General features: G+C 48.2%; 14 protein-coding genes. 12 read left to right on the top strand and 2 right to left on the bottom strand.

Features of this window, described 5'->3' with window-relative positions:
- Positions 1-95: 95 nt before the first annotated feature.
- The 8 genes from EDD73_RS00600 to EDD73_RS00565 all read left to right on the top strand — a co-directional run bounded on the left by EDD73_RS00600 (position 96) and on the right by EDD73_RS00565 (position 6,956).
- Positions 96-1,334: a polysaccharide deacetylase family protein gene (locus EDD73_RS00600; RefSeq protein ID WP_165876227.1), complete on the top strand. Its 1,239-nt coding sequence runs from the start codon at positions 96-98 to the stop codon at positions 1,332-1,334.
- Positions 1,335-1,581: 247 nt separating this feature from the next.
- Entirely contained in the window at positions 1,582-2,025 is a 444-nt protein-coding gene (crcB, locus tag EDD73_RS00595; RefSeq protein ID WP_131917745.1) for a fluoride efflux transporter CrcB, read from the top strand.
- Positions 2,026-2,029: 4 nt separating this feature from the next.
- Positions 2,030-2,407 (top strand): fluoride efflux transporter FluC, encoded by a 378-nt coding sequence (locus tag EDD73_RS00590; protein WP_131917744.1) that lies wholly within the window; start codon positions 2,030-2,032, stop codon positions 2,405-2,407.
- Between the two features lie 159 nt (positions 2,408-2,566).
- A complete protein-coding gene (locus EDD73_RS00585) occupies positions 2,567-3,493 on the top strand; it encodes a hypothetical protein (protein WP_131917743.1) in 927 nt (308 codons plus the stop codon).
- A 13-nt stretch (positions 3,494-3,506) separates the two neighbouring features.
- The gene (locus EDD73_RS00580) at positions 3,507-3,869 is read left to right on the top strand and encodes a response regulator (RefSeq protein WP_131917742.1); all 363 of its coding nucleotides are present in this window, start codon (positions 3,507-3,509) and stop codon (positions 3,867-3,869) included.
- Positions 3,870-3,955: 86 nt separating this feature from the next.
- Entirely contained in the window at positions 3,956-5,974 is a 2,019-nt protein-coding gene (locus EDD73_RS00575) for an ATP-binding protein (protein ID WP_165876226.1), read from the top strand.
- A gap of 28 nt (positions 5,975-6,002) precedes the next feature.
- Complete coding sequence (locus tag EDD73_RS00570; RefSeq protein ID WP_131917738.1) at positions 6,003-6,530, top strand: spore coat protein; 528 nt, start codon at positions 6,003-6,005, stop codon at positions 6,528-6,530.
- Between the two features lie 93 nt (positions 6,531-6,623).
- A complete protein-coding gene (locus tag EDD73_RS00565; protein WP_131917736.1) occupies positions 6,624-6,956 on the top strand; it encodes a DUF4405 domain-containing protein in 333 nt (110 codons plus the stop codon).
- A gap of 137 nt (positions 6,957-7,093) precedes the next feature.
- Here the strand turns inward: EDD73_RS00565 and EDD73_RS00560 are convergent, their stop codons facing one another.
- On the bottom strand, positions 7,094-7,585 hold the full coding sequence (locus EDD73_RS00560; protein ID WP_243116735.1) for a GNAT family N-acetyltransferase: 492 nt from the start codon (positions 7,583-7,585) through the stop codon (positions 7,094-7,096).
- Between the two features lie 178 nt (positions 7,586-7,763).
- On the opposite strand from EDD73_RS00560, the gene EDD73_RS00555 reads away from it, so the two are divergent.
- The 3 genes from EDD73_RS00555 (at position 7,764) to EDD73_RS15020 (ending at position 9,390) form a co-directional block, all read left to right on the top strand.
- Positions 7,764-8,087, top strand: a complete 324-nt coding sequence (locus EDD73_RS00555) for a DUF4405 domain-containing protein (protein ID WP_165876225.1) — start codon at positions 7,764-7,766, stop codon at positions 8,085-8,087.
- 291 nt (positions 8,088-8,378) lie between these two features.
- Positions 8,379-9,221, top strand: coding sequence for an SGNH/GDSL hydrolase family protein (locus EDD73_RS00550; RefSeq protein ID WP_131917732.1), 843 nt, complete (start codon positions 8,379-8,381; stop codon positions 9,219-9,221).
- Complete coding sequence (locus tag EDD73_RS15020; RefSeq protein WP_207668763.1) at positions 9,214-9,390, top strand: hypothetical protein; 177 nt, start codon at positions 9,214-9,216, stop codon at positions 9,388-9,390. Before EDD73_RS00550 ends, EDD73_RS15020 begins: the two co-directional genes overlap by 8 nt.
- A 30-nt stretch (positions 9,391-9,420) precedes the next feature.
- Here the strand turns inward: EDD73_RS15020 and EDD73_RS00540 are convergent, their stop codons facing one another.
- Entirely contained in the window at positions 9,421-10,854 is a 1,434-nt protein-coding gene (locus EDD73_RS00540) for a flagellin N-terminal helical domain-containing protein (RefSeq protein WP_131917730.1), read from the bottom strand.
- Positions 10,855-11,039: 185 nt separating this feature from the next.
- On the opposite strand from EDD73_RS00540, the gene EDD73_RS00535 reads away from it, so the two are divergent.
- Positions 11,040-12,320 (top strand): hypothetical protein, encoded by a 1,281-nt coding sequence (locus EDD73_RS00535; RefSeq protein WP_131917728.1) that lies wholly within the window; start codon positions 11,040-11,042, stop codon positions 12,318-12,320.
- Positions 12,321-12,451 lie beyond the last annotated feature (131 nt).

Raw genomic sequence — 12,451 nt, 5'->3', positions numbered from 1 at the left:
AAAGAAAAGACCATCACCTCGACAGGATGAAACCTGGCCGGGTGATGGTCTTTTTAAAGTGGGGCAGGACTAAAAAAATCGAGGCGGTGATATCCGTGCAACTTGCTCATGAGTTGGTTCGTCTGCAGGAAGAAAACGACCGGATTGAACGGGAGATCAAAGCGGCCGTGGCGATGCGCGGTCTCGCGGGGCGTCCGCTCCCGTTGGCAGGGTTTGAGGTTGGGGAAAATAGGGTTGCCGTCTTGTTGGGACAGGCGGCGTATGATCCGACGAATTTTTCGCAAGGGGTTCGGGCGCTGCAGGTTACTGGAAATAGGATTCACATTGTCATCAACGGGTCTTGGGATGTATCGCAAGCGGATGCTCTTGCCGTTGATATCTATCCACATGCTGCGCCCTCATTGCTCACGTCCTTGGTGATCAAGTTTTTTGCGGGAGAAGGAAAGCGTAAAGGCTTTTCCAGCGGCGAGATCAAGGCCAGGATCAGGGTGGACCGTCAATGGCAGACCGTCGCTGTGCGTAAGTCTGACTTTCTGGCCTTCGGTGGCGCGACCGTAAATGACTGGGCGGCGATCCAAGGTTGCGAAGTGACGGCCACCGGTGATGCCCGTGGTCTTTCCTTGGACGATCTCCGAGGAGTACGTTATGGGACAAAACGAGGCAAGGTCATCGTCCGTTTTGATGACGGTTTTCAAAGCGTCTACGCTGTGGCATTGCCCTATATGGCCCGTAAGGGACTTGTGGGATTTGCCAGCGTGATCGTGGGGAACATCGGAAAAATCATCGAAGGGCGATTGCACATGACGGTGGAGCAGATTCGCGCCTTACAATCGCAAGGGTGGGATATCAGTTCCCATACGATGTCCCATCCGTCATTGCCGAATCTTGACGGCAATCCTGCATTGCTTGAGTACGAAATCGGTGCATCCTATCGCTGGTTGCGTCATCACGGTTTTGCTCAGGGGGCGCAATTTTTCGTTTTTCCCGGTCATCAGGTTTCGGCAATGAGTTATCAAAAAGCGCGGGATTATCACACGCTGGCTTATGGAGGCGCTGACTGTATCGATACCTTTCCGCCGCTCGGGCGGTGGACGATGCATAGCACGATTTGTGAAAATCGTACGGCCGCTCAGATCCAGGCCCTCATTGACGATTGTGCCAATCATGGCGGATTGCTGACGATCACCTTTCATGATCTTGTCCCGGTGGTGACGCGGGATGATCAAGTGACAATCGAGACCTTTCAAGCGGTCATCGATCATTTGGTGCGGGCTGATGTCGATGTGATTACGCTGACCGATCTGGCCCAAAGCAGTCCGCTGGCGGCGAGATGAAAGCACGGAAGCTGAAAAGTGATCGCAAGAGCGAGCGAAAGAGCGAAAAACAGAACAGGGATTTGGCCGCAGTGATGATGCCTGTGAAGAGAAAAAACAAGGGGATCTATAGCCAGTCGATGATTTTTGCAGTAATATCCTTAATAAAATATCGCTAAAAGCACAGCCCACCATGATTCGACTTTTGCCAACATGGTGGGCCAGGCATGAGCAATGTTGCTGTGATTAAGTTGTTGAGGAGAATACTATGCAGTTATTGGCCGTCGGCATCGGAGGGTTCCTTGGGGCGATCCTGCGCTATGAGATGGGGCAGTGGTGCGCTCCTTGGGTGGCCCAGAGCGGTTTTCCCTGGGGAACGCTGCTTATTAACTTGAGCGGCTGCTTGGTGCTCGCTTTCTTTTTGACAATTACCCTTGAATACTATTCTGTACGCCCCTCCATCCGGGTGGGATTGGGCACCGGTTTTTTAGGGGCTTTTACTACTTTTTCAACCTTTACGTTAGAATGTGTTTATCTCTTGAACAGCCGGGCTTTTTGGTCCTTAGGGATCTACCTGATGGCCAGCATCGCTGGCGGCACCGTTTTGTCGGCGCTGGGTGTGTTCTGGGCGCGCAACTTGGAGCGGGCCCAGCGACGGCACCACCGATCGCAAGGTGCGCGAACCGAAGGTCAGCCGGCGCAGGAGGAATAAACCGATGGAATTGTTGTGGATTGGGTTGGGCGGTATTGGTGGCGCCTGGCTGCGCTACGGGCTGGCGCTGTGGAGCGGCAAACGCTGGCCGGGGGCGAAGATTCCCTGGATGACCATGTTCATCAATGTTACCGGGGCCTTTTTGCTTGGGCTTTCGGCGGCCCATCTGGAATCAGTAACCGATGATGGCTCGATGGCGGCCCTGGTGGAACGCTATGGATGGCAGATCGGCTTTTTAGGTGCCTATACGACCTTTTCAACCTTTGGCTATGAAGCGGTACGTTTGATTGAGTTGGGCAAATGGGATAAATTTTTTACCTATCTCTTGGGTACAACGGTCATGGGATTGCTGGCTTGTGGGCTAGGTTATTTTCTGGGGTAAACCCTCCATCGCGTAGCGGGATGGAGGGTTTATAAGTTTACATGAATTTAACACAAAGTCCATTGATGGATAAAGGTGGTTTGCTATGATTTTTCCAGGGTTAACACAAAACCGGATATAAGTTGGCTTTTCCGATGGCATCTTGAGAGTGAGGCAATCATGTATCGCCAATATTTTTACGATTTTATCCACCAGAGGAATATCTTGACGTTGGAGCAATTAGATGAAGTGTTGGCGGCCCAACAATTTGTGCGGGTCAAACTTGGTCTTCTGGCCATTGACAGCGATTACATGACTGGTGCACAAGTCGATCGCATTCACCGACTGCAACGGGCAAGCGATAAAAGCTTCGGTGAAATCGCCATTCAAGAAGGGTTTCTAACGATTGCCCAAATGGAAGAGCTTTTTGATCAACCGATCCATAGCTACCTTACCTTTAGCCAAGTGCTGGTCAACCAAGGATTTTTCGATTATGAGCAAATTGAAAGGCTGATCGACGAATACAAATCACAATCGACAAGTGATCCTGCTGCCGTTGAACCGTTGCAAAAAGAGAGTGTAGAAATGATGATGGATGAACTTACGGCCTTCGAGACCACCATGGAATTTGCCGACCCCATTTTCGGCAGCAGCCTGATTTCCTTTGTCAAGGTAATCAAGTTTATTGAGGCATCCTTTCAATTTGGGCCTTTGGAGAAGCTGACGAATTACGATTTTGAATATTTGATGTTTAGTGTCATGCAAGGTGACTATACCGTCTTGGTCGGTGTTGGCGGCAACTTTGATAAACTCAATAAATTAGCCAGGCTATTCGCGGAATCGATGAATGTCGATGATAACGAAATGGCCGATTCGCTTTGTGAACTCTTGAACATTGTCGGAGGCATGGTTGAGGCTTCGCTTGCTCAGCGAGGCGTCATGGTGGAGTTGTTGCCGCCGGTGGCCCTGAAAAGGCAATCGCTATGTAACAGTAAACCTTTTTTTCGCATTCCCGTTCATATGACCTTTGGACATTTTGATTACCTTATCGCTGAAGGGGTACACCTGCTGGAACAGCAGTCCAAGGATGAACAAGGAACAGTTTAAGGAGGAATCAAGGTTGGCTCGCATTCTGATCTGTGACGATTCGAACTTGTCACGCAGTGCATTGAGGAGAATTATCCATACTTCCGGGCATACTGTCGTCGGTGAAGCCGTTGACGGCGAAGAAGCTTGCCAAAAATTCAGCGAATTAAAACCGGACTTGGTCACGATGGACATCACCATGCCGAAAATGAACGGGATTAAGGCATTACAGGCCATCCTCCAAAGGGATACCCAGGCCAAAGTGGTTATGATCTCCGCGTTGGGGCATGCAGCCAAGATCCTGGAAGCTGTCCACCACGGGGCCAAATGTTATGTAACCAAACCGTTTGATGAAAACGCAGTTCGGACCGCTATTGATGATGCACTGAATGCGTAAGTCAGAGCAAAAGGTCGATCGAATCAACAGCAGAAAGCCCATACAAGCAGAAGCCGGAGGATTCCGGGCGACAGTAGGAGATGACCATGGCATTACGGGAAGAAAGCCTCAGCAATCCTTATCGACATCTGAATTTGCTGGCCAAGCATGATCGTTCGTCTCATGATGAGCAGTATGATGTAACCGTTCATCAGTTGATCCAACAAGTTCCCACCGTGAGTGTTACCGTTGAAGGTTCGGTGGTGCAGCAGATCTTTGAAGCACAGGAGTCACTGGAAGGTATCGTTGTCTTGCATGATGATCGTGCTGTCGGTTTAATCATGCGCAATTATTTTTACCGTAAGATTGGCCGCCCTTTTGGACGGGAACTATATCTGAATCGTCCAGTAAGCTTAATGATGGAGAAGACGCCGCTGATTCTGCAGCACTTTATGGATTTGACCCATATGGGTACCTTGGCCATGAATCGCCCGCAGGAGAATTTATACGACTTTATCATCATCAACGATCAAACCCGCTACCTGGGCGTGATCAGCATCCGCAACTTTACCATGGAGTTAGCCCGCCGGCGAGAAAAACAACTTCGCTTGTTACATAAACAAAAAGAAACGATCAAGAGCTTGTTAGATAATGCCGGCCAAGGCTTTTTGTTGTTTGGGGAAGACTTAATCATTTCCCCCGAGTACAGCAAGGAATGTGTCAGCCTTTTCGGTCAAGAAATCGGCGGGCTGAATTTTGTCGATGTATTGAACGATTATATCGCCAATGATCAAAAGCAAATCCTGGCGGTGGTTTTGCAAAGTATTTTCAATACCCAGAAGGAACTGGAAAGGAAGGTCTATCTCTCTTTACTGCCTGAGGAAATCAAAATTAAAAATGTATTTTTACATTGTGAGTACAAACTGATTACCCAAGCGGAAAAAAAGATGATCATGACCATCATGACCAACGTAACGGAAAAAAAAGAGCTGGAACAAAAGATGGAGGCCGAGAAAAACAACTTGCAGTTGGTGCTGAAGGCACTTTCCAACCAAAGCGAGATGATCAACAGCATGGAAGGGCTGCGGGAGTTTTTCACCCGAAGTGTGTATGAAATTCTGGCCAGCCCTTGTCCGGTGACCGAGAAGCTTTCGGTGATTTTTCGTACGGTCCATACTTTTAAAGGGGATTTCTCGCAGATGTACTTGCGGAATACGGCTCTTCATCTTCATGAACTGGAAGACCGGCTGGCCGCCATGTGTGAATCATTTGATCAAATATCCCAGCGCGATATCGAACACTTGATCAGCACCATTGATTATCAGTCCTTTTTGGCCCGTGATATGGAAACGATTACCGATATCCTTGGCGAAGACTTCTTCTGGCAGAGCCAATCTTTTTGTGTGACGGCGGAACAGATTCTCGACATTGAACGACGTGTACAAGAAGCCTTTTCAGCGGAACAACAGGATCAACTGTTGCCATTGATCAAACGGCTGCGTTGCAAAAATTTAAAACAAATTGTCGCATCCTATGATGAATATGTACAGAATCTGGCCATACGCCTTGATAAAATTTTGCAGCCACTGGTAATTACCGGTGATGATATTTTTATCGAGCAAGGTGCTTACAAAGATTTTTGTAAATCCTTGAACCATATTTTTCGTAACATTGTCGATCATGGGATTGAAGACAGTCATACGCGTTTGGCTGCCGGTAAGCCGGAAAGCGGTACGGTGGCCATCGAGATCCGCTCGGCCCCGAACAACTTTTTGACGATGCGGATTCACGATGACGGGCACGGAATCGATCCGGCGTTGATCCGCGCCAAAGCGCTGAACAAGGGAGTGATCAGCGAAAAAGAGGCAGCATGCTTATCCGATCAGGAAGTGATTGCGCTGATCTTTCGTGATCGCTTTTCTACCAAAGACAATATTAGCATCATTTCCGGACGAGGGGTGGGCTTGTCAGCGGTTCAGCGGGAAGTGGAACTGCTCGGCGGTTCGATTCATGTGGAATCGAAGGTAGGTCAAGGTACGACGTTGATCATTTGTCTGCCCGTAATCAATGGATTGTCTTCCTGCTCCGCTGGGGGGTATAAAGCAGCGTCTCCGTTCCCAAACTAGCTTTAAAACGTTTTGGGAGGTATGGTTCATGCTGCAACTTACCCAACGGGAGCGGGGCTTACTGGAAGATCAGCAATCTCATGAACAGCTTTGTGTTTATAAGTACAAGAGTTATGCCCAACAGGCGCAGGACCCAGTGTTAAAGCAGATGTTTCAAAAGCATGCCCAGCACGAACAGCAGCACTTAAATACGGTCAATCAGATCTTGAGCGGTCAAGTACCGGCGATGAACCAGCAGCAGGGTCAGCAGCTAGGTCAGCAACAAGGTCAGCAACAGCAAAGCATGCAGCAGTCCCCAAACATGCAGCAACAAAATATGGCGTCCCAGGGTCTGCTATCGTCCGTAGCCGGTTCATCTTCACAGGCAAACGAGGATGATCTGCAGTTGTGCAGGGACATGCTGGTGACGGAACAGTATATTTCTTCTTCCTATGACTCAGCGATTTTCCAATTCAACAATCCCCAAGTGCGGCAGGCTTTTAACCATATTCAGAAGGAAGAACAGCAGCACGGGCAAGAACTTTTGCAGTACCTCCAGCAAAATTCAATAATGTAGCGAAAAAAGATAGCCTTTCAGAGTATTTTCAGTTTCTCACTGTATAGTAAAAGCACAGGGAGAAATCAAAAAAATATCTGGGAGGCTATTAACATGAGTACGATGAACAATCAAATAACGGTAGAATTAAACGGTCTCGCAGCCAAAGCGACAAGTGCAAAAGCTGGATCGACCGGGAAAACCAAAGCGATTATTTCGATGATGCTGGCTCTTTTTGGTATCATCGTCACCGTAACCGGTTTGGGTTTGATGGCGGCCCCGCACGGACCGGCAGCAGCTCAGGGCTGGACTTTCCTGGGGATGAGTGGCCGAGTGATGAAAGACTTACACATCTGGCTCGGCTTTGGGATGGTGTTGCCGGTGATGGCGCACATGGTGCTCAACTTCAAAATGTTCATGGGTGAGTGTAAACAGCTTTTTCGGTAAGGGATGAGCGTGCTGCCGGTTGTGCAGGCAGTTCATGTTTGGCAGTAAAAACAGCGGTATGTAATTAATAAAAAAGAGGAACCGGTCAGCAGGGTCGCTGGTCGGTTTCTTTTTTTTGCTTTCGCTTTTGTATGGCCTTATTGCCGAGACTCCTTATCTTGCAGGGTCAAGTCTAGCCCCAGATAGCAAACATGAGCGAGCGGATTAAAACAGTACGGTGGAATCGGTTGAAAACCTAAGGATTGATAAAGCGCACAGGCTGCTGTCATCGTCGACAAGGTATCCAGAACCATTTGCCGGTAACCGATCGCTTGAGCATCGGCAATGATTTGCCGGGTCAGCAACCGGGCGATCTGCCGGCCCCGAAAAGCCGGACGCACATAAAGGCGCTTCATCTCACATTGATCATCTTGGTGGGGACGTAAAGCGATCGAGCCGGCGGGCATTCCGTCGCACAACGCCAGATAAAGCCGCCCTTGCGGCGGTGCATACTTGCCGGGAAGGTTGGCCAATTCGCGCTCAAAATCCTGAAAGCATAAGTCAATGCCCAGAGAAATTTGGTATTCACGAAAGAGTTCCCCGATTTGTTCCAGTTGTGATGTGGAAGTGACGGCTTCAATGGTAATCAAAAAAACACACCCTTTTGTGTGGTTTGTACCTTCTCAGTATAGCAAAGCTTTTAACCCAGCGATCATGCAACGCAAGCAGAAAAATTCAAAAGATGCATAGTCTTTCAGGGGATTTTCAGATTTCCGGTGTAAAGTAAAGCCATCGAAAGAAATCAAAATGATTCGGGAGGCTATCACGATGAGTACGATGAATAATCAAATGACCGCAGGTTTCAACGAGCGGGCAACACAAGCTAAGGCGGTATCCAATGGCAAAACCAAAGCGATTATTTCCATGATGCTGGCTCTTTTCGGCATGGTGGTCACGGTAACGGGATTAGGTTTACTAGTGGCACCCCACGGTCCGGCCGCAGTACAAGGGTGGACGTTCTTAGGCATGTCCGGTAAGCTGCTCAAGGGACTGCATATTTTGCTGGGCTTCGGCATCGTATTACCGGTGATTGCCCACATGGTGCTCAACTTCAAAATCTTCAAGGGTGAGTTCAAGCAGCTTTTCCGGTAGGATGCTTATAGCGATCGATGGAAGCCTCGGTATGATTGCCGGGGCTTTTTTGATCCGATGGCTCGGAACACTTCGATTGTACAAGTGTACCAATGGCATCGATGGTTCAGTTGGTATCAACGTGAACATTGACAAGGATGAAGCCCCGTTGATACCATGAGAGTATGAATAGTAGCATTCAAGATTCTAGATGTGTTGCGGCCCTTGGAACTCTGACCGGAGTCCAGGGGCTCTTTGCATCGATGATCACTTTCTCATCAATTGAATCACTTTCTTAAGGAGGGAATTTGGATGCGATCCAAAGGGGTAACGATTTTTGTGATTCTTTCAGCGATTGCCGGGTTATTGTGGATCAGCGGCCTGGGCATGACCTTGTACCGCAATGTTTTTTCACCGCAGCCGCAAGTCAGTGATTCATCGACGGGCTCATCACGGGTTGGTGCGGACAAGCCTACCTTGGGTACAGGAGAGAGTTCTGCCATGCCGGTGACTAACGATGGCATTATCGTGCTGGGCCTTGGCGACTCCTTGACCCGGGGCGTTGGTGATCCGAACGGTAAAGGCTATATGGGCTACACCGTGGAACGCCTTCAGGAAAAAACAAAACAAAAAGTGACGGCCTACAATCTCAGCATCAGCGGACAACGATCGGAGCAACTGGCGGCACAGATTAAGCAAAGCGAAGTGCAGCGGCAGATTAAAAGTGCCCAGGTGATCTTGATGACCATCGGCGGCAATGATCTTAATCGCAGTGGGCAGACGCAGGCCAGTATGAATCCGGCCATGATCCAAGCGCTCACCAAGGAATATACCGGTAACCTGACGGGCATCTTAGCGGATCTGCGTAAGCTTAACAGCGAAGCGACGATCTGTTTGCTGGGCATTTACAATCCTTACAGTCAGCAAGCGGACGGTATGGCCACTTCAGCGGTTGTCCGGAATTGGAATGCCATGACGGCGGAGACGGCGGCGCAGTTCCCCAAGACCGTATTTGTGCCGATTTATGATTTGTTTCAACTCAAGGCCGATCAATTCTTGTCGCTGGATGCCTTTCATCCCAATGCCGCCGGCTATCAACGGATGGCCGATCGGCTTGTTCCCTTGATTCTGGAATCGGAGGCTTTCCATGAGTGATATCACACTGGCGGTTCAAGGTCTGCGTAAGGTTATTGGCACCAAAGAGATTATCAAAGGTATTGATTTTGAACTGCGGCGCGGTTGCGTTGGCGCTGGCGTTCTGGCATTTTGTGCGGCAGGACGTGTATTGATGGGTAAAGAAAAAACCGCCGGGAAGTTGCAGTGAGTGACTTCCTTTGGCGGTATTTTTTTATGGTTACGCCTTTAACAGTTGTAAAATCCCCTGGGGCAATTGATTGGCCTGGGACAACATGGCCGTTGCCGCCTGATCGATGATATTCGTCCGGGTGTAATCGGCCATGGCTAGGGCCATATCGGTATCGCGGATCCGTGATTCAGCCGAGGTAATGTTGATCTGATAACTGCCGGTGATGTTGCCGGCAAACTCCAAGCGGTTTTGATAAGCACCGTAGAGCGCCCGTCGATAGGCGATGGTTTTTAATGCTTCATCGGTTTTGACGAGGGCCTCTTGACAGGATTGGTGAGTAGCTACGGAAAGGCCGGTGAGGCCCAGCTTTTCCGGTCTTGAATCGAATAAGGGAAGCGTAAAGGTCTGTCCTTGATTCGCCCCGATTTGCAGTGTAATGACGGGCATTTCATCAGATTCGATCGGTGTTGCGTCGGAACCGATCGATGCCCCGATCACATCAATCAGTTCCGTCCCCCAGGAAGGGCTCGATAAATTGACTGATTTTCCGCCGGTAGCTTGGGTGAGGGTATCGAGGTCGGCCGTGCCTTCATAAAAATTTTTGTCATAGACTCCGTGAACGCGAATTCCTTTGGATTGCAAGAGCGCTAATGTACCCGATAATTTACCTTCATCATCGGCATTCTCATTGGTGACCAGCACAACATGCTTCGTAATGGCACCGTTGGTATTTTCGTGAAAGCTGTATTGATTCGCGACGAGTTCCAGGGCGGTCATGGCATTTTCAATGCCTCCCGAGTTTGTCGCAGCCAATTTAAGTAAGGCATCTTGAATATCGGTGGCGTTGCCGGTCCAGGGACTGCTGGAAAACTGTTTGATGTCATACGTAAAATCGGTATACTCCAGGACGCCCATGCGCAGTTCAGTAACACCTTTGCCGGTAACACTGTTGATGAATGCACCGAGGTTGTTGGCCACATTGGTCTGGGTTCCGGCCATGCTGCCTGTATTATCGACGACAAAGACAATATCGGCTTTGCCGTTGCCGGTGGAGGCTTCGATGATCGGCGGGCGCAATAATTTGGTCTTATTATATTCGGTGGTGTTCACGGTCGTAGTAATCCCGTTGATGATTTGATCGATTTCTTCTTGAACAGCCTGCCGGTCACTCAGGTTATAGGTATCATTAGCCGCTTGTACGCAAAGTTCACGCACTCGTTGCAATGATGCTTGGATCTGAGCAAGGCCGCCTTCGGCCGTTTGGATCATGGAAATCCCGTCTAAGGCGTTCCGATCCGCTTGGCGTAAGCCGCGGATTTGCGAGCGCATTTTTTCCGACACAGCTAAACCGGCGGCATCATCGGACGCGCCGTTGATGCGCATGCCGGAAGACAGTTTTTCCATGACTTTGGTCGCTTTGGCGGTATTATTGGACTGATAGAGATAGGTATTCATTGCCGGTATATTGTGATTGATACGCATTCGTACCCTCCTCGTTATTATCTGTTTTTCACCTTATCTTCGTTGTCTTTTGTGCACTGCTACCCAGAAAAATGAAGTACACGGTATCAACCCGACAACGGCATCATAGATTAATGAACACAAAAAGTGCCGCTTGTTGGGGAACCACAATAATCAGTACCGTTGCTTTCATGAGGAGGGTTTGCATGGAGAATATCAATCAGCGATTATTAGACCATTTTCAAAACGGTTACGGAGCGGCAAAATATTTACGCAATCGAGTCTGGCAGCTTGGTGATAAATTAAAGAATTTCTTTCAGGCCCGATCTGATTTTAAACGAATTATCGAAGCAGAGAAAGTGGCCCGACACATTCTTGATACGATGGATTATCAAGAAATCGCTTGTCTCCGTCATGAGGTAGCCAGCCTGGAGATCAAAAGAGAGATTGAGTATAGCAAACAAACGGATCATACGGCGCATACACTATATCTGTTTCTTTTGGGCATATTTATCTATGATAATGTACCGGGTATCAAAGAAAAGATCAATCGATCGATCGAAAGCAGTAAAAAAGAAAAGATGTTTCTGTTCCGCTGGATCATCGCTTCGTTGTTGCATGATATCGGCTACCTTTATTATGACAAAAAATATGAGAAAAATGGCGTTCATTATGACAATTTATTTAAAAATGCCTTTGAGCGCGGCTATAAAAAATTCGGGAACGAAATTGCAGAGGTATGGAAAGGATTCCATGAGCAATACGGACCGCGGCCCACCAGTGTCGCCAAAACACCGGCCGATATCTTGTCCCGGCTTAATGAAGTTGCGTGGATCAAAGAGATGATGATCGAGCTAAAAGAAGATGATCTGTCTATCGATAAAAAAGATTTTATCAATAAAATCATTTCCTTAGACCATGTAACTGGTTTTGAATTGCTGAAAAACGAATCAATATCACCAAACTTAGCCGATTATGCTCATCAGATTGCCGAACATGGCTATGGCCAGGGTACGGGGGGGATGGTCGATCATGCCATTGCCGGCGGTCTCATGCTTTTGCAGTATACATCCATTTGGTATTGGTTAAGTAATAAGGCGAAAGAGCGCGATGCAAATCATGAAATCCATGAGATTTACCAATACCCATTAAAAGTGTTTCTCAACGATGTGATTCCTGCTTGCCGGGCTGTGATCTACCATAATATGACGATCAAAGAGCAACCGCTGGCATTAGATACGGATCCCTTACTCTATCTGGCCATCTTATGTGATGAGTTGCAGGTGTGGGATCGCTTTCCCGCCGGCTCGGCTCATTTGGAAACGTGGTATCAACTGGAACAGCATTGTCTGGCTGAGAATATGATGACAACGGTCGATCGCAATGGTTATCTCTACTTCACATTCGAACACGAAGGATATCGCAACAAAGTGAAGAGTACATTGAAAAAACGGTTAAAGTATTCGGATTTATTCGTAAAAATTTAATCCTGCCAAGGAATTGTTGGGGAATGAGTGATTGGTCAACGGGTGGCTTTTTCAATATCGCTTTCTGAATTTTCATTGTTTTCGTCCTGAATACGGTATACAGAATTTTTTATCGTTATTCGGTAATATAT

It is taken from the genome of Heliophilum fasciatum (assembly GCF_004341395.1).
Taxonomy (GTDB): Bacteria; Bacillota; Desulfitobacteriia; order Heliobacteriales; family Heliobacteriaceae; genus Heliophilum; species Heliophilum fasciatum.
Note: the sequence above shows the minus strand (reverse complement) of the source record. Positions and strands in the feature narration are given on the sequence as shown.

What these genes read in the sequence shown, in the direction of transcription:
- crcB (WP_131917745.1), top strand. Translation starts at nt 1,582, where the DNA reads ATGCAGTTATTGGCCGTCGGCATCGGAGGGTTCCTTGGGGCGATCCTG.
- EDD73_RS00590 (WP_131917744.1), top strand. Translation starts at nt 2,030, where the DNA reads ATGGAATTGTTGTGGATTGGGTTGGGCGGTATTGGTGGCGCCTGGCTG.
- EDD73_RS00585 (WP_131917743.1), top strand. Translation starts at nt 2,567, where the DNA reads ATGTATCGCCAATATTTTTACGATTTTATCCACCAGAGGAATATCTTG.
- EDD73_RS00575 (WP_165876226.1), top strand. Translation starts at nt 3,956, where the DNA reads ATGGCATTACGGGAAGAAAGCCTCAGCAATCCTTATCGACATCTGAAT.
- EDD73_RS00570 (WP_131917738.1), top strand. Translation starts at nt 6,003, where the DNA reads ATGCTGCAACTTACCCAACGGGAGCGGGGCTTACTGGAAGATCAGCAA.
- EDD73_RS00565 (WP_131917736.1), top strand. Translation starts at nt 6,624, where the DNA reads ATGAGTACGATGAACAATCAAATAACGGTAGAATTAAACGGTCTCGCA.
- EDD73_RS00555 (WP_165876225.1), top strand. Translation starts at nt 7,764, where the DNA reads ATGAGTACGATGAATAATCAAATGACCGCAGGTTTCAACGAGCGGGCA.
- EDD73_RS00550 (WP_131917732.1), top strand. Translation starts at nt 8,379, where the DNA reads ATGCGATCCAAAGGGGTAACGATTTTTGTGATTCTTTCAGCGATTGCC.
- EDD73_RS15020 (WP_207668763.1), top strand. Translation starts at nt 9,214, where the DNA reads ATGAGTGATATCACACTGGCGGTTCAAGGTCTGCGTAAGGTTATTGGC.
- EDD73_RS00540 (WP_131917730.1), bottom strand. Translation starts at nt 10,854, where the DNA reads ATGCGTATCAATCACAATATACCGGCAATGAATACCTATCTCTATCAG.
- EDD73_RS00535 (WP_131917728.1), top strand. Translation starts at nt 11,040, where the DNA reads ATGGAGAATATCAATCAGCGATTATTAGACCATTTTCAAAACGGTTAC.